Annotated in this window: 26 protein-coding genes; 12 read left to right on the top strand and 14 right to left on the bottom strand. The window is 69.9% G+C overall.

What is annotated here, in order from left to right; all coding sequences use genetic code 11:
* Positions 1-13 precede the first annotated feature (13 nt).
* Together ACWPN7_RS18600 and ACWPN7_RS18595 are read right to left on the bottom strand one after the other, a co-directional pair.
* A complete protein-coding gene (locus ACWPN7_RS18600; protein ID WP_349619016.1) occupies positions 14-838 on the bottom strand; it encodes a GNAT family N-acetyltransferase in 825 nt (274 codons plus the stop codon).
* Between the two features lie 310 nt (positions 839-1148).
* Positions 1149-1565, bottom strand: a complete 417-nt coding sequence (locus tag ACWPN7_RS18595) for a Ros/MucR family transcriptional regulator (protein ID WP_014238866.1) — start codon at positions 1563-1565, stop codon at positions 1149-1151.
* Positions 1566-1620: 55 nt separating this feature from the next.
* Here ACWPN7_RS18595 and ACWPN7_RS18590 point away from each other — a divergent pair, with 55 nt between their 5' ends.
* Positions 1621-1911 (top strand): sulfurtransferase TusA family protein, encoded by a 291-nt coding sequence (locus ACWPN7_RS18590; protein ID WP_014238868.1) that lies wholly within the window; start codon positions 1621-1623, stop codon positions 1909-1911.
* A gap of 3 nt (positions 1912-1914) precedes the next feature.
* Here the strand turns inward: ACWPN7_RS18590 and ACWPN7_RS18585 are convergent, their stop codons facing one another.
* Both ACWPN7_RS18585 and tsaB read right to left on the bottom strand, forming a co-directional pair.
* Positions 1915-2427 carry a GNAT family N-acetyltransferase gene (locus ACWPN7_RS18585; protein ID WP_149650033.1) on the bottom strand — a complete coding sequence of 171 codons (513 nt, stop codon included), beginning with the start codon at positions 2425-2427 and terminating at the stop codon, positions 1915-1917.
* A complete protein-coding gene (gene tsaB / locus ACWPN7_RS18580) occupies positions 2424-3110 on the bottom strand; it encodes a tRNA (adenosine(37)-N6)-threonylcarbamoyltransferase complex dimerization subunit type 1 TsaB (RefSeq protein WP_459196123.1) in 687 nt (228 codons plus the stop codon). Before tsaB ends, ACWPN7_RS18585 begins: the two co-directional genes overlap by 4 nt.
* Before the next feature lie 101 nt (positions 3111-3211).
* Between tsaB and ddpX the strand changes: the two genes are divergently transcribed.
* Positions 3212-3763 carry a D-alanyl-D-alanine dipeptidase gene (ddpX, locus tag ACWPN7_RS18575; RefSeq protein ID WP_103039957.1) on the top strand — a complete coding sequence of 184 codons (552 nt, stop codon included), beginning with the start codon at positions 3212-3214 and terminating at the stop codon, positions 3761-3763.
* 231 nt (positions 3764-3994) lie between these two features.
* On the top strand, positions 3995-5035 hold the full coding sequence (locus ACWPN7_RS18570) for a polysaccharide deacetylase family protein (protein ID WP_492273407.1): 1041 nt from the start codon (positions 3995-3997) through the stop codon (positions 5033-5035).
* A gap of 87 nt (positions 5036-5122) precedes the next feature.
* Here the strand turns inward: ACWPN7_RS18570 and ACWPN7_RS18565 are convergent, their stop codons facing one another.
* Positions 5123-5677, bottom strand: coding sequence for a NifU family protein (locus tag ACWPN7_RS18565; protein WP_149650030.1), 555 nt, complete (start codon positions 5675-5677; stop codon positions 5123-5125).
* Between the two features lie 108 nt (positions 5678-5785).
* Here ACWPN7_RS18565 and ACWPN7_RS18560 point away from each other — a divergent pair, with 108 nt between their 5' ends.
* Positions 5786-7054: an adenylate/guanylate cyclase domain-containing protein gene (locus ACWPN7_RS18560; protein WP_456525340.1), complete on the top strand. Its 1269-nt coding sequence runs from the start codon at positions 5786-5788 to the stop codon at positions 7052-7054.
* 30 nt (positions 7055-7084) lie between these two features.
* A complete protein-coding gene (locus ACWPN7_RS18555) occupies positions 7085-8551 on the top strand; it encodes a fused MFS/spermidine synthase (protein WP_459196125.1) in 1467 nt (488 codons plus the stop codon).
* Positions 8552-8658: 107 nt separating this feature from the next.
* On the opposite strand, the gene ACWPN7_RS18550 is transcribed toward ACWPN7_RS18555, so the two are convergent.
* The 4 genes from ACWPN7_RS18550 to ACWPN7_RS18535 all read right to left on the bottom strand — a co-directional run bounded on the left by ACWPN7_RS18550 (position 8659) and on the right by ACWPN7_RS18535 (position 11996).
* Positions 8659-9225: a universal stress protein gene (locus ACWPN7_RS18550; RefSeq protein WP_407823537.1), complete on the bottom strand. Its 567-nt coding sequence runs from the start codon at positions 9223-9225 to the stop codon at positions 8659-8661.
* 3 nt (positions 9226-9228) lie between these two features.
* Complete coding sequence (locus ACWPN7_RS18545) at positions 9229-10008, bottom strand: TIGR02186 family protein (RefSeq protein WP_038530271.1); 780 nt, start codon at positions 10006-10008, stop codon at positions 9229-9231.
* Positions 10005-10922, bottom strand: a complete 918-nt coding sequence (locus ACWPN7_RS18540; RefSeq protein ID WP_014238878.1) for a sulfite exporter TauE/SafE family protein — start codon at positions 10920-10922, stop codon at positions 10005-10007. The genes ACWPN7_RS18545 and ACWPN7_RS18540 overlap by 4 nt, the downstream gene beginning before the upstream one ends.
* 63 nt (positions 10923-10985) lie before the next feature.
* Positions 10986-11996 carry an adenosine kinase gene (locus ACWPN7_RS18535; protein ID WP_407823538.1) on the bottom strand — a complete coding sequence of 337 codons (1011 nt, stop codon included), beginning with the start codon at positions 11994-11996 and terminating at the stop codon, positions 10986-10988.
* Between the two features lie 178 nt (positions 11997-12174).
* Between ACWPN7_RS18535 and ACWPN7_RS18530 the strand changes: the two genes are divergently transcribed.
* Both ACWPN7_RS18530 and ACWPN7_RS18525 read left to right on the top strand, forming a co-directional pair.
* Positions 12175-12867, top strand: coding sequence for an EI24 domain-containing protein (locus ACWPN7_RS18530; RefSeq protein WP_038530267.1), 693 nt, complete (start codon positions 12175-12177; stop codon positions 12865-12867).
* Positions 12868-13059: 192 nt separating this feature from the next.
* A complete protein-coding gene (locus tag ACWPN7_RS18525) occupies positions 13060-13887 on the top strand; it encodes a bactofilin family protein (RefSeq protein WP_038530265.1) in 828 nt (275 codons plus the stop codon).
* A 110-nt stretch (positions 13888-13997) separates the two neighbouring features.
* Here the strand turns inward: ACWPN7_RS18525 and nth are convergent, their stop codons facing one another.
* Entirely contained in the window at positions 13998-14657 is a 660-nt protein-coding gene (nth, locus tag ACWPN7_RS18520) for an endonuclease III (protein WP_247881595.1), read from the bottom strand.
* Positions 14658-14733: 76 nt separating this feature from the next.
* Here nth and ACWPN7_RS18515 point away from each other — a divergent pair, with 76 nt between their 5' ends.
* Together ACWPN7_RS18515 and ACWPN7_RS18510 are read left to right on the top strand one after the other, a co-directional pair.
* Complete coding sequence (locus ACWPN7_RS18515; RefSeq protein WP_459196126.1) at positions 14734-15246, top strand: DUF2244 domain-containing protein; 513 nt, start codon at positions 14734-14736, stop codon at positions 15244-15246.
* An 89-nt stretch (positions 15247-15335) separates the two neighbouring features.
* Positions 15336-16223, top strand: coding sequence for a bifunctional transcriptional activator/DNA repair enzyme AdaA (locus tag ACWPN7_RS18510; RefSeq protein ID WP_459196127.1), 888 nt, complete (start codon positions 15336-15338; stop codon positions 16221-16223).
* Positions 16224-16239: 16 nt separating this feature from the next.
* Here ACWPN7_RS18510 and dapB read toward each other — a convergent pair whose 3' ends face one another.
* The gene (gene dapB / locus ACWPN7_RS18505) at positions 16240-17037 is read right to left on the bottom strand and encodes a 4-hydroxy-tetrahydrodipicolinate reductase (protein ID WP_014238885.1); all 798 of its coding nucleotides are present in this window, start codon (positions 17035-17037) and stop codon (positions 16240-16242) included.
* A 71-nt stretch (positions 17038-17108) separates the two neighbouring features.
* Positions 17109-18092, bottom strand: a complete 984-nt coding sequence (gene znuA / locus ACWPN7_RS18500) for a zinc ABC transporter substrate-binding protein ZnuA (protein WP_456530413.1) — start codon at positions 18090-18092, stop codon at positions 17109-17111.
* Between the two features lie 89 nt (positions 18093-18181).
* Here znuA and znuC point away from each other — a divergent pair, with 89 nt between their 5' ends.
* Both znuC and znuB read left to right on the top strand, forming a co-directional pair.
* A complete protein-coding gene (gene znuC / locus ACWPN7_RS18495; RefSeq protein WP_211103695.1) occupies positions 18182-19018 on the top strand; it encodes a zinc ABC transporter ATP-binding protein ZnuC in 837 nt (278 codons plus the stop codon).
* The gene (gene znuB, locus ACWPN7_RS18490) at positions 19011-19799 is read left to right on the top strand and encodes a zinc ABC transporter permease subunit ZnuB (protein ID WP_038530258.1); all 789 of its coding nucleotides are present in this window, start codon (positions 19011-19013) and stop codon (positions 19797-19799) included. Before znuC ends, znuB begins: the two co-directional genes overlap by 8 nt.
* A 117-nt stretch (positions 19800-19916) precedes the next feature.
* On the opposite strand, the gene ACWPN7_RS18485 is transcribed toward znuB, so the two are convergent.
* Positions 19917-20801: a LysR family transcriptional regulator ArgP gene (locus ACWPN7_RS18485; protein WP_459196128.1), complete on the bottom strand. Its 885-nt coding sequence runs from the start codon at positions 20799-20801 to the stop codon at positions 19917-19919.
* A gap of 108 nt (positions 20802-20909) precedes the next feature.
* Here ACWPN7_RS18485 and ACWPN7_RS18480 point away from each other — a divergent pair, with 108 nt between their 5' ends.
* Positions 20910-21509: a LysE/ArgO family amino acid transporter gene (locus ACWPN7_RS18480; protein ID WP_201042880.1), complete on the top strand. Its 600-nt coding sequence runs from the start codon at positions 20910-20912 to the stop codon at positions 21507-21509.
* Between the two features lie 60 nt (positions 21510-21569).
* Here ACWPN7_RS18480 and ACWPN7_RS18475 read toward each other — a convergent pair whose 3' ends face one another.
* Positions 21570-22883: a methyl-accepting chemotaxis protein gene (locus tag ACWPN7_RS18475; RefSeq protein WP_103039963.1), complete on the bottom strand. Its 1314-nt coding sequence runs from the start codon at positions 22881-22883 to the stop codon at positions 21570-21572.
* Positions 22884-22964: the final 81 nt, after the last annotated feature.

Genomic DNA, 22964 nt, shown 5'->3' with positions numbered 1-22964 from the left:
ATGCAATCGCGGATCACGCGATCTGGGCGTCGCGGCTGCGCCGCTCGTAATGCTTGGAATACTTGTTGGTGATCAGGTCGGTCTTCACCACGATCGACACGTCGGTGGTGTTGAACTGGTGATCGATCACCGCGCCGTCGCCGATGAAGCCGCCCAGCCGCAGATAGCCCTTGATCAGCGGCGGCAGAACGGTCAGCGCGCGCTTCGGATCGATCTGCTCGCGGGGCATCAGATCCATGCCGATATAGCGTTCCGGCAGCGCCACGGGACGCAGCTCCTCCGGGGCCAGATGGAAGTGATGCAGGTAGGCGAGCGGTTCGGCCATCGCCACCGGGTCGGTGCCCGGCAGGCTGGCGCAGCCGAACATCACCGCGATGTCGTGGTGAAAGACATAGGCCGCGATGCCGCGCCACAGCAGCTGCATGCTGCTGCCGCGCGTGCGGTAGGCGGCGTCGACGCAGGACCGCCCCAGCTCCAGGATCTCGCCCGGATAGCTGAGCAGCCGCCCGATGTCGTATTCGTCGCTGGAATAGAAGCGCCCGGCCTTGGCCGCCGCCGGGCGGCGGATCAGCCGGTAGGTGCCGACCACGGACTCCGGGCCGTCGCCGCGGGCGTGGTCGATGACCAGCAGATGGTCGCAGATGGTGTCGAAATCGTCGAAGTCGCGGTGGCGCGCGGCCATGTCCGGCGACGGCACCGCCGACATCTCCTCGTAGAAGACGCGGTAGCGCAGCGCCTGCGCCCAATCGATCTCGGCGGCGCTTTCGGCCAGCCGCACTTCGAGGGAGCCCATGCGCAGATCCGAAGAGCTGCCCTGGTCCGTGCCTGTATCAGCCATACTCGACGCTTCGCTGGCGTTGTTCGGGTCGCGGCAACCGCCGGTTCTCCTTCCGGAGCCCGGTCGGGCACGGAACAGGGATAACACGAATGGCCGGTTGCCGGTCAACCGCGACGTGACGAACCCGTCCCCGGCAAGCCCGGACTCCGGGCAAGCCACAAGGTCCGGCCCCGGCGAACGGGGACGGCGGCAAGGCGGGACGGCAATGATCACGCGGGAAGGAAGAAACGATCACATGCGGGCGATGAGGTTCCGGGGCGGACCGAACAGCGGCGGTCCGCCGGACACCAACGCACAAGCCCGATGGATCTTAGGCCGCGCCGCGGCGGGCGCGGGTGCCGAGACCGATCTGCTTGGCCAGCGAGCTGCGCTGGCGGGCGTAGTTCGGGGCGACCATCGGATAGTCGGCCGGCAGGCCCCAGCGGTCGCGGTATTCCTCCGGCGACATGTCGTAGGCCGTCTTCAGATGGCGCTTCAGCATCTTCAGCTTCTTGCCATCCTCCAGGCATACAATGTAGTCGGGAGTAACGGACTTCTTGATGGGCACCGCGGGCTGCGGACGCTCCTCAGTCGCAACCGGCTCGGTCCCGACATTCGCGAGTGACTTGTACACCTGCTCAATCAGCGTCGGAAGATCGCCGAGAGCGACTGTATTGTTCGAGACATGCGCCGCCACGATCTCCGTGGTCAGAGACAACAGCGCGTTGGAAGGGTTACCATTGCTCATGTAAGCTTGCTCCGCAGCTTGGCGTTCCTCTCCATATAAAGAGGTTTGTGGCCGCGTGCAATATCCATCCTTTGCTCTTAAAGAGGAAGCAGTGTACGAAAAAAAATCTCCGGATTTGTTTTTGGACATCACCAGCGAGGTGTGCCCGTTAACCTTCGTCAAGACCAAGTTGTCGGTGGAGCGCATGGCGGCCGGGCAGACGCTTGAAGTCCGGCTGAACGCTGGCGAACCCTTGGAGAATGTACCCCGATCCTTAGCCGAACTGGGTCACTCCATTCTCGCCGTAACGCCCGAAAATCCGGATGAGCCGGACGGGGTGCACCGTTTGTGGATTCAGAAAGGTTAAGGTTTATTTGTCGGTGTACGAATACCGCAACACCAGGGCGGCAACCCTTCCGTCCGCCCTGCGGTAATAGCCGGGACGACGGCCAACGGCAAAGAAACCACAAGATTTATACAGGGATTGCGCCATACCATTGTCTTCGGCGACTTCAAGGAACAGCGCCGTGGCGCCCAGCGCCCGGGCGCCGTCCAGCGCCGCCGCGACCAGCCGCCGCCCGGTGCCCTGCCCCCGCGCGTCGGCCCGGACGCCGACGGCGATGATTTCGCCATCCTCCGCGGCCACCCGCGCCAGCAGGAAGCCGACCGGATCGTCGCCCTCCGCGCCCTCCCGCAAGGCCAGCGCGGCGAAGAAGCCGGGCTGGCCGATCAGGCTGGCGACCGCCTCGCCGCTCCAGGGATCGTCGGGAAAGCAGACCTGCTGCAAGGCCGCGATCACCGCGACGTCGGCGAGGCCGGCGGCCTGAAGCCGCACCGGATGGGACGTCCGGGGGCTGGACAGCTCGGGCGGGGCCGCCGTCATGCCGTCTTCCGCGGCAGGGAGACGTCAGGCGGGCGCAGGTAGAAGGGCTGGGCCGGCAGACCGACCTCCCGCCGGGCGCCCAGGGCGGCGACCACGGCGGCGTCGGGCGTGCCCGGCCCGGCGGCGAAAGCGGTGTCGGCACGCCCCTCCAGAAGCGGGCGCAGCGCGGCCGCCCCGTCCCCGGCGATCAGCAATGGCACGGCACCGGCTTCACCGGCAAGCAGCCCGTCCAGCCAGCCCGGCACCGCGGCGGGCTCCAGCATCGCCGGTTCGCCGAACGGCGTCAGGTCCGGGTGGAAGAGTTGCAGGAACGGCTCGCTGCGGCGGGAATCCACGGCAACCAGCACCGCGCGGCCGTCCCGCTCCGCGTCCGGCAACCCATGAACGACCGCGTCGAAGCTGGTGATCCCGACCACCGGCAGCCCGGCGGCCAGGGCGAAGCCGCGCGCCGCCGCCAGCGCGATGCGCAGGCCGGTGAAGGCGCCCGGCCCGACGGTCACGGCGATGCGGTCCAGCGCGTCGAAGGCGCAGCCGGCCTCCGTCATCACCGCTTGCGCCAGGGGCACCAGCGCTTCCGCCTGCCCACGCGCCATCGGCTCGCGCCGCCGCACGGTGACGGCGCCGTCGTCCCACAGCGCGGCGGAACAGCCGGAGGTCGCCGTGTCCAGTCCCAGAACTCTCATCGCCTCACACGCGTCGTCAGATCCGCCATCTTCAAAGCCCCACTTCAAGCCTGGGTCAAGAGCGTGATAGACAGCCCCGACCTTCCCTGACGGCATGGATCATGCTCACACCCATCGCACCACCGGACTTCGACGTCGACATCGAGCTGCTGTACGCCACGCCGGACAACCTGACCGGGGTCCCCATCTACCGGCACCCGCATTGCCTGCTGCACCCCGACGCGGCGGCGGCGCTGCGCGCGGCGATCCGGCTGGCCCGCGGCATCGGCTGCCGGTTGCGGCTGTACGATGCCTTCCGCCCGGTCGAGGCGCAATGGGCCTTGTGGCGGGCGCTGCCCGATCCGTCCTACATCGCCGATCCGTCGGGCGGCTCCACCCATTCCCGCGGCGTCGCGGTGGATCTGACGCTGGCCGACGGGTCCGGGCGCCCGCTGGACATGGGCACCGGCTTCGACGACATGACCGAGCAGTCCCACCATGGCCGCACCGACCTGACCACGGAGCAGCAGCGCAACCGCGCCGCCCTTCTCGGCGTCATGACGGCGGCGGGCTGGCGGCATTACAGCTGCGAGTGGTGGCACTATCAACTGCCGGACGAGCAGCGCTACCCCCTGCTGACCGACGCGGCCCTGGGCGGGCTGATGATGGGCTGATCCCTGTCGATCCGGCCCCTGGCGATCCGGCTGCGGGCACCGGCTCCGCGGCCGGACGCCATAAGGCCTAGTGTCATAGGGGTTGTTGCAAGGCTGCATCACGAAAGCACGCGAAGCACAGAGTATGTGTTGCGGACTTGTTCCCAGCGGCGTGCCTGTGCCACACCAGCCGTGGCGCAGCCCGGACCCTCGTCCGGCCGCGCGACCGTTCCGGACCCACGACAGGCCGCCATGCCGTTCCGCCGCGCCGCCACCCTCTTCGCCGTGGCCGCCGCCTGGGCCTTCCAGGCCCTGGCGGGAAGCCCCGGCGTTGCGGCAGACGGAACCGCGAACACCGCCGTCGTCTTCGCCTACGACCGCTTCGGCGAGGACCAGACCCCGTCCATCAGCATCCGGATCGACCAGTTCGAAGCCCATCTGGACGAGCTTCAGGACGGCGACTATCAGGTCCTGCCCCTGCCCCGCATCCTGGACGCGCTGCGCAGCGGCGCGCCGCTGCCCGACCGGGCGGTGGCGATCACCATCGACGAGGCCAGCCGCTCCGCCTTCCGCGAGGCGTGGCCGCGGCTGAAGGCAGCGGGTCTTCCCTTCACCCTGTTCGTGGCGACCGACGCCATCGACCGCGGGTCGCCCGCCCACATGAGCTGGGCGGAGGTGCGGCAGCTCGCCGCCGCCGGGGTCACGCTCGGCGGGCTCGGCGCCTCCACCCAGTCGCTGGTGTCCCGCCCCGCCGAGGAGGTGAAGGCGGATCTGCGCCGCATGGCCGACCGGCTGCAGGCGGAGACCGGCCAGCGCCCCACCCTGTTCGCCTACCCGCAGGGCGAGGTGTCGTCGGCGCTGCGGACCATCGTGACGGAGCAGGGCTTCGCCGCCGCCTTCGGCCAGCAGTCGGGCGTCCTGCACCCGCAGGCCGACCGGGCGACCCTGCCCCGCTTCGTGATGAACGAGAGTTTCGGCAGCGTCGACCGCTTCCGGCTGGCCGCCAACGCGCTGCCGCTGCCGGTGACCGACCTGACGCCCGACGATCCGCTGCTGACCGTCAACCCGCCGTCGATCGGCTTCACCGTCTCGGACGAGATCGGCGACATCGCGCGGCTGGCCTGCTTCGCCGCCGGCCAGGGCCGGATGGCGCTGGAGCGCGTGACGGAGGACCGGGTGGAGGTGCGCATCCGCGACCCCTTCCCGCTGGGCCGCACGCGCGTGAACTGCACCCTGCCGGGTCCCGAAGGACGGTGGCGCTGGCTGGGCATGCAGTTCGTCGTTCCGGAATAAAACGGCCGGAATAAAACGGCCGGAGTAAGCGGAGAGACACGCCGGCGGGCGCGGCCTGTGCCGGCCACGCCCGTCCGGTGGACGCCGTCAGCGGACGGCGCGAACCTCGACCACCTCGGGGATGTAGTGGCGCAGCATGTTCTCGATGCCGGCCTTCAGCGTGGCGGTGGAGCTGGGGCAGCCGGAGCAGGCCCCCTTCATCTCCAGATACACCACGCCTTCCTCGAAGCCGTAGAAGGTGATGTCGCCGCCGTCCTGGGCCACCGCCGGACGCACGCGGGTGTCCAGCAGCTCCTTGATCTGGGTGACGATCTCGTCGTCGTCCGCGCTGGCAACGTGGCCGTCGCCGGCCGCCTCTTCCAGAAGCACCGGGCGGTTGGCGGTGAAATGCTCCATGATGACGCCGAGAATCGACGGCTTCAGCAGGAACCACTCCTTGTCGCCGGCCTTGGTGATGGTCACGAAGTCGGCGCCCAGGAACACCCCCTGGACCCCGTCGATCTCGAACAGCCGCTGGGCCAGCGGCGAAGCGGCGGCACCATCGCGGGACGGGAAGTCCGCGGTGCCGCGTCCGAGCACGTCACGCCCCGGCAGGAACTTGAGAGTCGCCGGGTTGGGCGTCTGCTCGGTCTGAATGAACATGGTGATATCCTCCATCGGCGCCGAACAACACTGGCGGCGTAGGCGAAACTTGGGCAGAATCCGCCGACAGATCAAGCATCGCATCTTTATGGTTATCGATCCGTGAGCATGGCACCGCCCGCGGCCACCGCACCGGCCGTTCCCGCGGCCATCCCTGGGGCCCCATCCATCGACGACGCCGCGCGGGAGGTCGTCGAATGGCTGTTGCTCGAAGGCCGGCACGCCCCCGGCTTCGAGCCGATGATGGACCGGTTCTGCCGGCGCCTGATGGCGTCCGGCGTCCCGCTGCTGCGCGCGGTCTGCGCCCTGCCCCTGCTGCACCCGCAGATCCGCACCATCGCCTTCTTCTGGCGCCGCAACGCCGAGCAGGTGGAGATCGCCACCCGCGCCCACGGCACCGAGACCAGCGACGAATATCTGACCAGCCCCTTCGCCACCCTGATCGAGGACGGCGCCGACGGCTTGCGCTACCGGCTGGAGCAGATGGAGCCGCCCTACCCATACCCGGTCTTCGCCGAGCTGAAAGCGCAGGGGGCGACGGACTATGTCGCCATGACCGTGCTGTTCGCCGGAGGACGGCGCAACGTGCTGAGCTTCACCACCGACAGGCCCGGCGGCTTCTCCACCGCCGATCTGGCGCTGGTCGACGCCGTGCTGCCGGCGCTGGGCGCGGTGCTGGAGACGCTGGCGCTGCGGCGGCTGGCGACGACGGTGCTGGACACCTATGTCGGCCACCGCACCGGCGCGCGCATCCTGTCCGGCGACATCCGCCGCGGCACCGGCGCCAACGTCCGCGCCGTGCTGTGGTACTGCGACCTGCGCGGCTTCACCTCGCTGGCCGACCGGCTGCCGCGCGAGGAGCTGATCGCCCTGCTGAACGGCTATTTCGAGATCATGGGCGGCGCCGTGGAAAGCCGCGGCGGCGAGATCATGAAGTTCATCGGCGACGCCATGCTGGCCATCTTCCCGCTGGAGGAGAGCGACCCGACCGGGGCCGCCGCCTGCACCAAGGCGCTGGACGCCGCGCAGGAGGCGCTGACCGATATGGCCGCCCGCAACGCCGAGCGCGCCGCCTGGGGCCAGCCGACCCTGCGCTGCGGCATCGCGCTCCACATGGGCGAGGTCATGTACGGCAACATCGGCTCCGCCAACCGGCTGGACTTCACCGTCATCGGCCCGGCGGTCAATCTGGTCAGCCGGATCGAGGGGCTGTGCAGCCGCCTGGAGCGCAACGTCCTGACCTCCGCCGAGGTGGCCGAGGCCTGCGCCAGCCGTCTCGTCTCGGTCGGCTGGCACCCGGTGAAGGGGCTGAACGACCCGATTGAAGTCTATGGGCTGAAGGAGAAGACAGGGACCAATGAAGGGACCGATGAATAGGGCGCTGCAACGAACCCCCGGTCGCCGGCCTTGAGCGGTCGCGATCCCTCCCCCGCCCGCCCGTCCCTCCGCTCCTTCGCGCTGGCCGCCGCCGCCTTCTCGGCGGGCTGGTCGCTGATGATGATGGAAATCCTCGGCGGACGGCTGATGGCGCCGCATTTCGGCTACTCGGTCTATCAGTGGGGCGCCGTCATCGGCGTGGTGATGACCTTCATGGCCGCCGGCTACTGGACCGGCGGGCAGCTCGGCGACGGGCCGAAGGCGGTGCCGGCGCTGCGCGCCGCCCTGCTGGCCGGGGTCACCGCGGCGGCGCTGACGCCCTGGCTGGGCAAGCCGATGCTGGCCGACGCCGCGGGCCGCTTCAACGCGGTGGAGGGGTCGGTCGTCGGGGCGGCGCTGATCCTCGGAGTGCCGTCCTTCGCGCTGGCCATGGTGTCGCCGATCTGCGCGGGCTTGAGCAGCCTGACCGGTGCAGCGGCGGCGGGGCGGATCTACGCAGTCGGCACGCTGGGCAGCATCGGCGGCACCTTCTTCGCCTCCTTCTACGCGATCCCGCAGGTCGGGGTGTCGGCGGGCTATGCACTGGCGGCGGTGCTGCCGGCGCTCGCCTGCCTGTTCGTTCCGGGTGGGAAACGGGTGGCTGCCGCCGCGGCCCTGGCGGTTCCCCTGGCTTGGGCCGCCGGCCATGGCGAGGGGCAGGGCTTCGCCCTTTACCGCGAGACGCCGCACAACACGATCATGGTGCAGGAGGACGCCGAGCAAATCCGCCTGCATCTGAACGTGGCCTGGGCGACTCAGTCGCGGCTGCGCAAGGACGGCGGCCCGACCGGCCTCTATTACGACCTGTTCGCCGCCGTTCCGGCCCTGGGAAACGGCACGCGCGTCCTGGTGCTTGGGCTGGCCGGCGGGGCGGCGGCCAAGGAGATTCTCGACGTCTGGCCCGGTGCCGACATCCTGGGGGTGGAGCTGGACCCCGCGGTGGTCGAGGTGGCGCGCGAGAAGTTCGGGCTGCGGCCCGAAGTGCGCGTCGCTGTGGAGGACGCCCGCCGCCACGTCGAGCGGTCGCCGGAGCAGCACGACGTGGTGATCGTCGATCTCTACTCGACCGCGCTGATCCCCTTCTTCACGGCGACCCGGGAGTTCTTCGCGGCGGTGGAGCGGCGGGTGGCGCCGGGCGGCGTGCTGGTCATGAACGTCGCCTCCCCCATGGACCGCGACGCTCTGGTCGGGCCGCTGGCGGCGACGCAGGGGGCGGTCTTCCCGTCGGTGTACGTCGCTGATGCCGGGCGCGGGAATTACCTGCTGATCGCCACGAAGGAGGCGCGTACGCTCGAGGATCTGAGCGTACGCCTGCGCGCCGCTCCGCCGGGTGCGACGTACGCGGCCTCGCGCATCCTGGAGACGCTGGCCCCCGCCGAACTGGCCGGGCACCCGGTGCTGACCGACGACCGGTCCGACATCGACCAGCGCAGCCTCACCGCCCTTTACGGACGTTGAGACGCCTTAGAGCCCGTTTGAGAATGCGGAAAATCCGCAGCATATAGGGAAATAACCTCAGACCACCTACTATATGTTGTGTTCTGCGCTAGTTCTCAAACAGGCTCTTAGGTGATGGCGTCCAGCGCGTCGATGCCGATGCCGCCCGGCACGATGGTCAGCGGAATGCGCATCTTGGCGAGGCCGCGGTTGGTGAAGTAGGAGATCAGCGGCCCCGGCCCCTCCGGTTCGATGCCGGCGGCCAGCACGAGGATGGAGATGCTCGGCTCCTCGTCGATCAGGGCCAGCACCTCGTCGCGGCGGTTGCCCTCGCGCACGTACAGAGCCGGCAGGGTGCCGGTCAGGCGGTTTACGTCGCGGGCCAGCTTCTGCAGCTTCTGCTCCGCCTCCGCGCGCTGCTCCTCGCGCATCAGGTTTTCCAGGGCCAGCCACTGCTGCACCTCGCCCGGCTCGATGACGTAGAGCAGCGCCACCTTGCCCCCCGACTTGCGGGCGCGCAGGCAGGCGTAGCGCAGGGCGAGCTGAAGCTCCGGGCTCTCATCCACCACGACCAGGAAGATGCGGACCGGCGGCTTGGCCGTGGAATCCGGTTCGGGAGCGGCCGGACCGGTCGAAATGGAACCAGTCGTCGTGGAAGCGGTCGCAATCGGATCGGTCGCAATCGGATCGGACATGGGTCACACCCTCCGGAAGATGGCGCCGGCCAGCCAGCCGGCGGCGATGGCGCCAATCACCGCGGCAACACCGTAAATCATCGGCTGGTTGCGCGCAAAGTCGTAGATTTCCGCGCTGAAGCCGACCTTGGACACCACCAGCGGCGTGGTCTGGGCGCTGACCACCTCGCCGTCGCGGATCAGCAGCGCCTCCACATTGTACAGGCCGGTGGGCACGTTGGCCGGGAAATAGATGTTGGTCCGGAACAGCCGCTCGCCGAGAAAGGCCACCTGCCCCAGCGTGATGCCGTAGAGCCCGGCCCGCTGCTTGTTGCGGATCAGGGCGGAGCGGAACAGGGCGAGCTGGTCCGGGGCCAGCTGCTCGCGCGGGCCGAGCTGGAGGTTCGGCAGGCCGATCTGGTGGCGTTCCAGCACCGGGCGGCCGACGAACTGGTCCAGCGGGCGGTTCGTCGCGACCATGTAGTAGCCGGGCACCTGCTCGAACCGCACGCTGCGCGCGTTGATCCAGATGCCGGCGATGCGCTCCTTGCGGCGCACCGTGACCGGGGTGCGCGGGCCGGTCACCACGATGGCGACGTCGCCCGCCCCGTCGGTGGTGCCGAACAGCACGACCTCCGTCCCGGTGAAGCCGGTGGTGATGGCGATCAGGTGGCTGGACAGGTCGGCGACGAGCTGCTGCGCCCACACCGTGGCGGCCAGGAACACCCCCGCCAGAAGCCCCACCACCCCGCCGGCGATCCGGACGGACCACAGCCGCCCGGTGCCCTTGCGGACAGCGCTCACGACATCCTCGTCGAGATGGTGAAGACGTCGTTCGGCTCGACCACCAGATCGAAGGCGAGCTTCAGCGCCACCGCGACGACCAGCGAGGCCAGCAGCAGGCGAGCCTGCTCGCCGCGCAGACGGCCGCCGGCCTTGGTGCCGAACTGCGCGCCGACCACCCCGCCGATCAGCAGCAGCAGCGCCAGCATCACGTCCACCGTCTGGTTGGTCGCCGCCTGGAGCAGCGTCGCCATCGCCGTGGTGAAGATGATCTGGAACAGCGAGGTGCCGGCCACCAGACCGGTCGGCATGTTCAGCAGATAGATCATCGCCGGCACCAGCATGAAGCCGCCGCCGATGCCCATGATCGCCACCAGCATCCCGCCGACCGCCCCAATCCCGGCCGGCAGCAAGGCGGAGATGTAGAGCTTGGAGCGCTGGAACCGCATCTTCAGCGGCAGGCCGTGCAGCCACATGTGGCGGTGCAGCTTGCCCCGCTTGGCGGTGGGGGCGCGGCGGCGGATCAGCGCGCGGCTGGCCTCCACCATCATCATCGTGCCGATGGTGCCGAGGAAGAAGACGTAGGACAGCGTGATCGCCGCGTCGATCTGGCCGATCCGCTGCAATATGGAGAAGATCCAGACGCCGACCACCGTGCCGACCATGCCGCCCAGCAGCATGACGACGCCCAGCTTGACATCCACGTTGCCGCGCCGCCAGTGGGCGAGCACGCCCGAGACGCTGGCGGCGACGAGCTGGTTGGCCTGGGTGCCCACCGCGATGGCGGGCGGAACGCCGATGAAGATCAGCAGCGGCGTCATCAGGAAGCCGCCGCCCACCCCGAACATGCCGGACAGAAAGCCGACGAGCCCCCCCATGCCGAGCACGAGCAGGGCGTTGACCGACATCTCGGCGATCGGCAGATAGACTTGCATGGGGGCGGAGCCGGCGGACGGGAAGGTCCGCCAGCTTATACCTCACAGGCCGTCTTGCGGCAATCAGGCCGGAACGCCTGCATCCTTCAGCAGATCCGGCAGCAGATCGGCCAGCACGACGTCCGGACGGGCGCCGACATGGCTGATGATCTCCGCCGCGGCCAGCGCGCCGATGCGGCCGCAGACCGCCGGGGCCATCCCACGGGTGAAGCCGTAGAGGAAGCCGGCGGCGTAGAGGTCGCCGGCTCCCGTAGTGTCGACCACGCGAGCGACCGGGGATGCGGGAACCTCGACCACCTCGCCACCGGAGACGATGACGGCGCCCTTCTCGCTGCGCGTCAGGGCGGCGGTCTTGCCGAGGCGCTTCACCGCCTCCAGCGCATCCTCGAAGCGGTCGGTCTTGTAGAGGGCGGTGATCTCATGCTCGTTGGCGAACAGGATGTCGACATGGCCCTCGACGAGATCCAGGAACTCCGCGTGATGGCGGTGGACGCAGAAGCTGTCGGACAGCGAGAGCGAGACCTTGCGCCCGGCATCATGGGCGGTGGACGCCGCCTTGCGGAAGGCCTCCTTGGCGCGGGGCGGGTCCCACAGATAGCCTTCCAGGTAGGTGACCTGCGAGTTGGCGATCAGCGCCTCGTCGATGTCTTCCGGCCCCAGCTCCACGCAGGCGCCGAGGAAGGTGTTCATGGAACGCTGGGCGTCCGGCGTCACCAGGATCAGGCAGCGCGCCGTCGGGGCGCCGCCATGGCCGGCCGCCGTCTCGAAATGCACGCCGGCGGCGCGGATGTCGTGGCGGAAGACCTGGCCGAGCTGGTCGCCGTGGACCTTGCCGATGTAGGCGCCTTTGCCGCCCAGCGAGGCGATGCCGGCCATGGTGTTGCCGGCGGAGCCGCCCGACACCTCGATGCCCGGGCCCATGCGGCCGTACAGCTCCTCGGCGCGAGCGGCGTCGATCAGCGTCATCGCTCCCTTCTCGATGCCGTTGGCCGCGAGAAAGGCGTCGTCGGCATGGGCGATCACGTCGACGATGGCGTTGCCGATGCCGGTGACGTCGAATTCGGCCGTGGCCATGGGCGCTCCTTGAGCTGCTGGTGAAATGCGGTGTCTGGACCGCGAAGGAAAACCGGGCGCGAGTATAGCGGTCCGCCTTCACATCTCAAGCGCGGCGCAAGGCCCCCTGGAATGGAACGGCCCGCCGTCGTAGATAAGCGTCGCTTGGCCGCAACGGCCCCATCAAGAGAGAGTCCGGATGATCCGCGCCCTGCTTCTCGCCATCGGACAGCTTTCCGACCCGGCGTCCCGCCGCGTCGTGTGGATCGGCGTGCTGTCCGCCATCGCGGCCTTCGCCCTGCTCGCCGGGGCGGTGTGGTGGGCGCTGTTCCACACGGCGCTGACCGGCTACGCCTGGGTGGACGGGGTGCTGGACGTGCTGGGCGGGCTGGCCGTGCTGGTGCTGGCCTGGGTGCTGTTTCCCGCCACGGTCGGCATGGTGTCCAGCTTCTTCCTGGACGAGGTGGTGCAGGCGGTGGAGCGTCGCCACTATCCCCAGTTGCCGCCACCCCGCCAGACCGGCCTTGGCGAAGAACTGCTGACCGCGCTGCGCTTTTTCGCCATCGTCCTGCTGGTCAATCTGTTCGCCCTGCCCCTGTATCTGATGGTGCCGGGGTTGAACCTGCTGATCTTCTACACCGCCAACGGCTATCTTCTCGGCCGCGAATATTTCGAGATGGTGGCGATCCGGCGGATGGGACGGAAGGAGGCGGGGTTTCTGCGGCGCTCCAATCCGTTGAAACCATTTTTGGCTGGTGCGGTAATTGCCTTTCTTTCGACAATTCCTTTCGTCAACCTGCTGGTGCCGGTGATCGCGAGCGCCTTCATGGTCCACATCTACCATTCCATGACGGGGTCCATGACCGGCCTTTCCCGCCGGGAAGGGCCGTGACGGACCGCGGTGCGGTGCGGCCCCGACCGTGCACCAAAGCCCACTTGCGGCCGGCCGGATGACCGTGTTACCCCGGCGGGGTGGTCTTTTGGCTGCTGTCGGTCGGGCCCGGTCATGCGACACCGCCTCCGATGACCCGACCTCGACGACCTGCCAACCTTCACGACCTGACTGACCTGGGGATCAACGTTCATGCTGTTCGGACGAAAGAATCCGCCCGTCGGTGCGCCGAAGACCCAAAGCGCCGACCCGGCCACCCCGGCCGCACCGCAGGCGGGCGCCGCCGAACCCACGGCGGCGGTGTCGCCGCTCGCCTCCCTGAGCAACCCGTCCGCGACGAATCCGCCGACCGGCCCCGCCCCGGCCGGCCGCACGCCGCAACCCGAGCCGTTTTCCTCCAAGGGACCCGAGATGAACACGAGCACCCCGAAGCCGCCGGCCGGCGCCCCGATCCCCGGTTCGAGCTACAAGCCGACGGACATTCCGCGCCGCACCGTCGACCTGCCGGGTGCCGCGCCGCGCCGTCCCGACGGGTACGGCGCCCCGGCTTCGGCGCCCGCCGCCGCCCCCGCGCCGGTCGCTCCGGCCCCGGCGCCCACCGCTCCGCTCGCCAGTGACCAGCGCCGCCTGATCGTCGGCCGCGACATCTCCCTGAACGGCGAGATCGGGTCCTGTGACGTGCTGGTCGTGGAAGGCACGGTGGAGGCCAAGCTGCGCGACGGCCGGTCCATCGAGATCGCCGAAACCGGCCTGTTCAAGGGCGCCGTGGAGATCGACGAGGCCGACATCGGCGGCCGCTTCGAGGGCGACATCATCGTGCGCGGCCGCCTGACCGTGCGCTCCACCGGCAAGATCAACGGCTCGATCAAGTATGGCGAGCTGGCGGTCGAGGCCGGCGCCCTGCTGAACGGCGAGATCGGCAAATACACCCCGGCGGCCAAGCCGGCCGCGGCCCCCGCCGTCCCGGCGGAAGCGGCCCCGGCGCCGGCTGCGCTCGACCCCATCGTGGTCGACGGCTAAACGCCGTTAAACGCGGTTTCGCGATCAAGCCCGGCGGGGATCGATCCCTCGCCGGGCTTTTTCTTTTTGCGGGGATTTCCGGCGTTTCACGGGAAACATCGCGCCGCGCCTCACACCACGGCGGCCGGCAGGACCTTGTCCTTGAAGCCGCACAGGTCGCTGACCGGGCAGACGAGGCAGTCGGGCTTGCGGGCCTTGCAGACGTAGCGGCCGTGCAGGATCAGCCAGTGGTGGGCGTGCCGGCGGTAGGCTTTGGGAACCACCTTCAGCAGCTTGGCCTCCACCGCGTCGGGCGTCTTGCCGGGGGCAAGGCCGGTGCGGTTGCCGACGCGGAAGATGTGGGTGTCCACCGCGATGGTCTCCTCGCCGAAGGCGACGTTCAGCACCACGTTGGCGGTCTTGCGCCCGACCCCGGGCAGGGTTTCCAGCGCCTCGCGGTCGCGCGGCACCTCGCCGCCATACTGGGCGATCAGGATTTCCGACAGCCGGATGACGTTCTTGGCCTTGGTGTTGAACAGGCCGATGGTCTTGATGTAGCCGCGCAGCCGCTCCTCCCCCAAATCGACCATCTGCTGCGGCGTGGTGACGATTTGGAACAGCGGGCCGGTGGCCTTGTTGACGCCGACATCGGTGGCCTGCGCCGACAGCACGACGGCGACCAGCAGGGTGTAGGGATTGATGTATTCCAGCTCGCTCTTCGGCTCCGGGTTGGCGGCGCTGAGGCGGCGGAAGAATTCCTGGACGGCGGCGGGCTTCATGGCGCGCAGCATAGCGGGACCCTGGCCGTCCATGCAAACAGGACGGCTGGAACCCGCGCCCAAGCCACACCAGTTTGTGTGCATGACCATGGCCCGTCATAATCTGCCCCCGGCTTCCCGCGTCTTCTTCGACGCGATCCTGCACCCGCACCGCAGTCTGGGTCGGCACGGGTTCCGTGTCCTGATGGGCGTGGTGATTCTCGTCAACCTGCTGATCGCCGGCATCTTCGCCGCCAACGGGGCGTGGCCGGTGGTGCCCTTCTGCGGGCTGGACGTGTTGATCCTCTGGCTGGCCTTCCGCGTCAACAACCGTGCCGCCCAACTGTACGAGCGGGTGCGCCTGACCGACGCCGACCTGACCGTCCAGCGCGTCGTCTGGAACAAACCGGAGCGGCGCTGGAGCCTTCAGCCCAACTGGCTGCGCGTCACCCTGGACGGCCCGCCCCGGCACGGCGGCCAAGTCACTCTCTCCTCGCATGGGCAGTCGGTGACCGTCGGCGCCTTCCTGACGCCGGACGAGCGGGCGGACTTCGCCAAGGCGCTGCGCGGCGCGCTGGCCCTGTGGCGCCGTGCCCCCTGCCACCCCGAACCGGTGCCCTGACCGCAAGGCGCGTTGCGCAAGAAACGGGTTGGTCGGCCCGCTCCGGCGGCGCATCCTGCGCCGGACATGGAGCCTGGGAGAGAACCGCCATGCCGTGCCTGAACCCTGCTGAAGATCCGGTCGACGCGCGGCGTCACCGCGCCATCGCCTCCGCCATCCGCCATCTCGTGGACCACTGGCAGGACCAGCCGGGGCTGGACGAGCTGGCCGCGGTCGCCGGCATGAGCCCCTTCCATTTCCAGCGGTTGTTCACCCAATGGGCGGGGATTAGCCCGAAGCGCTTCCTGCAGTTCCTGACGCTGGACAACGCCAAGCGTCTGCTCGCCGCGAACCAGAGCGTGCTGGACGTGGCGCTGGACGTCGGCCTGTCCGGCCCGTCGCGGCTGCACGACCTGTTCGTCGCCTGCGAGGCGATGACGCCCGGCGAGTACAAGGCGCTGGGCGGCGGGCTGACCATCCGCTGGGGTCTGCACCCCACCCCCTTCGGCCCGTCGCTGGTCGCCGCCACCGAGCGCGGCGTCTGCTGGCTGAGCTTCGCCGAGGAGGAGGACGGGCGCGACGCGCTGGCCGAGATGGCCGCCGCCTGGCCCGCCGCCCGTCTGGTGGAGGACGCCGACGCCACCCGCCCGGTCGCCGCCCGCGCCTTCCGCTGGGACGGTTCCGCAGGGGGTGAACCGCTGCGCCTGCTGATGAAGGGCACCAATTTCCAGATCAAGGTGTGGGAGGCGCTGCTGCGCATCCCCTCCGGCGCCGTCGTGTCCTACGAGGACGTGGCCCGCGCCATCGGCCAGCCGACCGCCATGCGGGCGGTGGGGGCGGCGGTGGGGCGCAACCCGGTCTGCGTGCTGATCCCCTGCCACCGGGTGATCCAGAAGTCGGGGATCATCCACAACTACCGCTACGGCGTCCCCCGCAAGCGCGCCCTGCTCGCCTGGGAGCAGGGGCACGCCATGCCGGAGGACGAGGCGGCCGCTTGAGGGGCAGCCTGACCGGTCAGAGACCCAGCACGTCCTTCATGCTGTAGAGGCCCGGCTGCTTGTCGTTGGCCCACAGCGCCGCGCGGACGGCGCCCTTGGCGTAGATCTGGCGGCCCGACGCCTTGTGGGTCAGCTCGACCCGCTCGCCTTCGGCGGCGAAGACCACCGTGTGGTCGCCGATCACGTCGCCGCCGCGCAGCGTGGCGAAGCCGATCTCGCCGCGCGGGCGGACGCCGGTGTGGCCGTCGCGGACCTTCTGCCAGACATCCTCCAGCGCCACCCCGCGCCCCGCCGCCGCCGCCCGGCCAAGGCCGAGCGCGGTGCCCGAGGGCGCGTCCACCTTGTTGCGGTGGTGCATCTCCAGGATGTCGATGTCGTAGTCGTCGCCCAGCGCGCGGCCGACCTGCTCGACCAGCGCCAGCAGCAGGTTGACGCCCAGCGACATGTTCGGCGACTGGACGATCGGGGTGTGGGTGGCGGCCTGGGCGATGGCCTCCTGCTGGGCCGGGCCGATGCCGGTCGTGCCGATGACCAGCACCGTTTCCGACTGGGCGGCCAGCGCCGCGTGGCGGACGCTGGCGTCGGGGCTGGTGAAGTCGATCACCGCATCGGCCTCGGCGAACAGCGCCGCCGTGTCCTCGATGGCGACGACGCCCAGCGGTTCGAGGCCGGCGAGGACACCGATGTCCTTGCCGAGCGCGGGGCCGCCCACCCGCTCCGTGCCGCCGGCCAGCGTGCAGCCCGGCGTGGCGGCGATCTCGCGCACCAGCATCTGCCCCATGCGCCCCGCGCACCCGACGACCCCGATCTTCATGCCTGCCTCCCTGGGAGAATTCCGACACGGGTCTAGCACAGCCGGGGGCAAGGCTTAAGCGCCGAGACGCGTCAGGACCCCAGGCAATCCTTCAGCGAGGCGGCGATGTTGCGCATCAGCGCGGGGTAGAGGCCGGGGCCGTCCTTCAGGTCCGCCCCTTCGGGGTCGAGCACGCCCTTCTTCGCCGGGGTGCCCTCGACGATGGTGTTGACCAGGGCCGGCTCGAACTGCGGTTCGGCGAAGACACAGGCGGCGCCGAGGCCGCCGATCTTGGCGCGGATCTCCGACAGCCGCTTGGCTGAGGGGCGGCGTTCCGGGTTGACGGTGATGGCGCCGACGCCGTTCAGGCCGTACTGCGCCTCGAAATACTGATAGGCGTCGTGGAAGACGACGAAGGGCTTGCCGGCCACCGGAGCCAGCGTTGCCTTCAGCTCCGCGTCGAGCGCGTCGATGGAGCGGGTGGTGCGCTCGGCGTTGGCGGTGTAGGCGGCGGCGTTGGCCGGGTCCTTGGCCGCCAGCGCCTCGGCGATCGCCGCGACCATGGCGCGGGCGTTGGCGGGGGAAAGCCAGATGTGGGTGTTCACCTCGTCATGCCCGTGCTCGTCCTCATGGTCGTGCTTGTCGTCATGCTTATGGTCGTGCCCGTGATCGTGCTTGTGCTCATGCCCATGATCGTGGGCCTCCCAGGCGCCGCCTTCGCGGGCGTCGAGCAGGGTGACGCCCGGCGCCTCCAGCAGCGTGACGGAGGTGGCCTTCCTGGCGTTCGCCGTCACCGGCTTGTCGAGGAAGCCCTCCAGCTCCGGTCCGATCCAGAAGACGAGATCGGCGGCGGCCAGCGCCTTCGCGTCCGACGGCTTCATGGCGTAGGTGTGTGGAGACGCGGCGCCGCGCACGATCAGCGCCGGCTCCGCCACCCCCTCCATCACCGCGGCGACCAGGGAATGGACCGGCTTGATCGAGGCGACGACCTTCGGCGCCTCGGCCAGCGCCGGGCTGGCGGCGGTTAGGGTCGCAGCAAGGGCAAGGAGCGGCAGGGGACGCATCGCGGCGCGCATGGGTGGGTTCCTCATCGTCTGACTGGACAGCCGGGTCTTTCCGGCGCATAGCTGTCTTCGTTTCCAGCAATGTCACGTTATAACATAACATGTCAATCCATCATGGGGCCCATCACGCGGCCCCCCACGCGGCGCGTTCGTCAGTCTCGTCCCCGGCCCCGTCCCTGGCCCCTCCCCTGGTCGACACCAAGGGCCTGACGGTGCGGCTGGGCGGGCGGACGATCCTCGACCGCGTGGATCTGGAGGTGCGGCCCGGCGAGATCGTCACGCTGATCGGCCCCAACGGCGCCGGCAAGACGACGCTGGTGCGCGCCGTGCTGGGCCTCGTCCGCGCCTCGTCCGGGGTGGTGGAGCGCCGCCGGGGCCTGCGCATCGGCTACATGCCGCAGCGCCTGACCGTCGACGCGACCCTGCCCCTGACCGTCCGCCGCTTCCTGGCGCTGTGGCGCCCGGTGACCGAGGCGCGCATCACCGCGGCGCTGGAGGAGGCCGGCGTCTCCCACCTCGCCGCCAGCCCGGTCCAGACGGTGTCCGGCGGCGAGATGCAGCGGGTGCTGCTGGCCCGCGCCTTGCTGGGCGATCCCGAGCTTCTCGTCCTCGACGAGCCCGACCAGGCGGTGGACGTCCATGGGCAGGCCGAGCTGTTCGGGCGCATCGAGACGCTGCGCCGCACCCGCGGCTGCGGCGTGCTGTTGGTCAGCCACGACCTGCACACGGTGATGGCCCGCACCGACCGCGTGCTCTGCCTCAACGGCCATGTCTGCTGCCAGGGCGCGCCGGAGGACGTGCGGCGCCACCCGGAATACCGCGCGCTGTTCGGCGGCCACGCCGACGCGCTGGCCGTCTATGTCCACCACCACGACCACGCGCACGCCAGCGACGGCGCCGTGGTGCCCGGCCATGACGGGGATTGCTGCCATGGATGATTTCGTTCTGCGCGCGCTGGCCGCCGGCTGCGGCATCGCGCTGGTCGCCGGCCCGCTGGGGTCCTTCGTGGTGTGGCGGCGCATGGCCTATTTCGGCGACACGTTGGCCCATTCCGCCCTGCTGGGGGTGGCGCTGGGCTTCCTGCTGGGCGTCAACCCGCTGATCGGCGTGGTCGGCGTCTGCGTCGCGCTGGCGCTGGCGCTGGTCGGGCTGCAGCGGCGCCGCGCGCTGGCCACGGACACCGTGCTGGGCATCCTGTCGCATTCGTCGCTGTCGCTGGGCCTCGTCGCCATCGCCTTCCTGGAGACGTTGCGCGTCGATCTGGTCGCCTATCTGTTCGGCGACATCCTGAGCGTCACCACCGGCGATCTGGCCTGGATCTACACCGGCGGGGCGGCGGCGCTGGGCGGGCTGCTGCTGCTGTGGCGCCGGCTGCTGGCGGTGACGGTGGACGAGGATCTGGCGCGGGTGGAGGGCATGCCGGTCGAGGCGCTGCGGCTGGCCTTCATGCTGCTGATCGCGCTGGTCATCGCGGCGGCGATGAAGATCGTCGGCATCCTGCTGATCACCTCGCTCCTCATCATCCCGGCGGCGGCGGCCCGCCGCTTCTCCCGCACGCCGGAGGCGATGGCCGCCCTGGCCTCGGTCTTCGGGATCGCCGCGGTGCTGGGCGGCCTGCTCTCCTCGCTGAACTGGGACCTGCCGGGCGGGCCGAGCATCGTGGTCGCCGCCGCCGCCCTCTTCCTGGCGAGCATGATGGTGCCGGCGGCGAACCGCTAAAGCGAACTTCCGTTCGCTTTAGCGGTTCACATCGCCTCATTCGCCGGCGGGCTCCGGTCGCATGTGCGACCGGGGCCGCAGTCGCGGTCCAAAGCGGATCGCAATCCGCTTCAGGCGTCACACTTGCGTCAACTGGGCGCGCGCCGTCGTCAACACCGAGCGCGTGATGTCGGCCAGAGTGCGGCTGGCGATGCGGCTGCGCTGCCAGAACAGCGGCACGTCGAGCGGCTGGTCGGGCACCAGCGCCACCAGCCGCCCGTCGCGCAGAGGGCCGGCGACCAGCGGCTCCGGATTCATGCCCCAGCCGAGCCCGGCCAGAGCCGCGTCCACGAAGGCGTGGGTGGAGGGCATCCAGTGCGTCGGCGAGGCGATCTCCACCCCGAAGGCCTGACGGGTCCACTGCGTCTGCAAGCGGTCCTTGCTGTTGTAGGTCAGACGCGGCGCGCGCGCCAAAGCCGCCGCCGCCACCCCGTCCGGAAAATGCCGGCGCAGGAAGTCCGGGCTCGCTGTCGCCACGTAGCGCAAGGCACCCAGCGGGGTGCTGTCGCAGCCCTGCACCGGCTGGGCGCCGGACGTCACCGCCGCCAGCACTTCCCCCCGACGCAGCCAGTCGGCGCTGTGTTCCTGATCGTCGAGGACGAGGTCGAACAGCACGCCCGGCGTCCCGGCCATGGCGGCGACGAACCATGTGGCGAGGCTGTCGGCGTTGACCGCCATGCGCACGGTCACCGCCGGCCCGTCCTGCGGCAGGCCGGGGAGCCCGTCGCGCAGCTCGCTCTCCAGCAGGGCCACCCGCTCCGCGTGCTGGCTCAGCCGCAGGCCGGCGGGGGTGCCGGTGCAGGGCGATCCGCGCACCACCAGGATCGTCCCCATCCGCTCCTCCAGCAGCTTCACCCGCTGCGACACGGCGGAGGGGGTGACGTGGAGCTGCGCCGCTGCCCGCTCGAAACTGCCGGTGCGGACGACCGCTGCCAGTGCGGCGAGCAGGGCGTAGTCCAGCATGGGATTAGCGTTCCTTAATCAGCATAAGGGACTTTAGTTATTCTAATCCGGACGGCGATGGTAGGGGAACGGCCTCCGCCACCGATATCGCCAACGAATGGGGCCGCCATGCTCTCCGCCTTTCTTCCCGGCCTTCTGCTGGGTCTCAGCCTGATCGTCGCCATCGGCGCGCAGAACGCCTTCGTGCTGCGCCAGGGCCTGCGCGGGGAGCATGTGCTGGCCGTCTGCGCGACCTGCGCGGTGTCGGACGCCCTGCTGATCCTGGCCGGGATCGGCGGCTTCGCCCAGGCCGCCCAATGGCTGCCCTGGCTGGAGACGGCGACCCGCTACGCCGGGGCGGCCTTCCTGCTGGTCTACGGGCTGCGCAGCTTCCGCTCGGCCTGGCGGGCGGGCGGCGCGCTGGACCCGGCTTCGGCGGTTCCGGCGGGGCTCGGCGCGACGCTGGCGACCTGCTTGGCGCTGACTTGGCTGAACCCGCACGTCTATCTGGACACGGTGGTGCTGGTCGGGTCGGTGTCCACCCAGTTCGCCGAGGGCAAGCACGCCTTCGCGCTGGGGGCGATGACCGCGTCCCTCCTGTTCTTCTTCGCGCTGGGTTTTGGTGCGCGCCTGCTGCGGCCCGTCTTCGCCCGGCCCGGCGCGTGGCGGGCGCTCGACACCGGCATCGGCGTCGTCATGTGCACGATTGCGGTGACCCTGGTGGCCTGAACAATGGGACGTCGATAGAGGGCCGGCGCAGGGAACCCCCTTCCCCGCGCCGGCTGTCCGTCAGGACGCCTTCAGCGCCTGCAGGAAGGTCTCGACCTGATGCTTCAGGCTGTCGGACTGGCCGGACAAATCGGAGGAGGAGCGGATGACGAGGGTGGAGGCCTGCGCCGTCTCGTTCGCCGCCACGCTGACCGCCTCGATGCTGCGGGCGATCTCGTCGGTGCCGCGGGCGGCCTGGGCGACGTTGTTGGAAATCTCCTGGGTCGCCGCCGCCTGCTCCTGCACGGCCGAGGCGATGGTGGTGGAGATCTCGTTGATCGACCGGATCGTCTCGCCGATGCCCTGGATGGCGCCGATCGTCTGGTTGGTCGCCGCCTGGATGCCGGCGATCTGGGCGGAGATGTCCTCGGTCGCCTTGGCGGTCTGGTTGGCGAGGCTCTTCACTTCGCTCGCCACCACGGCGAAGCCCTTGCCGGCCTCGCCGGCCCGCGCCGCCTCGATGGTGGCGTTCAGCGCCAGCAGGTTGGTCTGGCCGGCGATGCCCTGGATCAGCTTGACCACGTCGCCGATGAGCTGCGCCGACTGGGCGAGGCTGTCGGCGGTGCCGCCGATCTGCTCGGTGCGCGACACCGCCTCGCGGGCGATGGCGACCGACCGCTCGACTTGCTGGCCGATTTCCCCGATGGAGGCGGAGAGCTGCTCAGCGGCGGCCGCCACCGCCTGGACGTTGGACGCCGCCTGGGCGGTGGCGGCAGCGGCCTCCGCGCTCTGGCGGGTCGACCGTTCCGACAGGGCGCCGAGCTGGCGCGACACGCCCTGCATGTCGGCCGAGCTGCCGGACACCGCCTGCACCACGCTCTTGACCTTCACGTCGAAGTCGGCGGCGAGGGAGCCGGCGCGCTGGCGCATCTCCTCCTCCTCCTGGACGTCGATCAGCGAGCCGCAGGCGCGCAGCGCCACGCCGGCCGCGTTGCGCCGGCAGCCGCCGATGGCGCGGAACCAGCGGTAGGAGCCGTCGCGCATCTTCACGCGGTAGCGCACGTTGAAGGGCGTGCGGCCGCTGGCGTCGGCCAGGAAGGCGCCGAAGGAGGCGAAGGTGCGGGCGCTGTCGTCCGGGTGCAGCCGGTCCGACCAGGAGGTCATCAGGTTCGGGAAATCCTGCTCGCCCTCGAAGCCGAGCAGGCGGCGGAACTGCCCGGACCAGGTCCAGCGGCTCTGCGGATGCGCCGGGTCGCCGTTGTGGAACACCGCGTCCCACAGGCCGACGCCGGCGTGGTTGCCGTAGAGGTCGAGCGCTTCGGTCAGCTCGGCCAGTTCAGCGCCGCGCCCGTTGCCGTCCTTGGACCCACCCCGGAAAAATCCCATCAGACTCATCGACTTCCCCCTCCCCTCACACGATAATCGCTACAACTTCCAGACGATCCCCATGACCGAATTGATCGGCCGGTCTGTTTT

The organism is Azospirillum sp. UENF 312511, assembly GCF_058780635.1.
The sequence above is the reverse complement of the archived record's forward strand: the minus strand, read 5'-3'. Positions and strand labels throughout refer to the sequence as shown.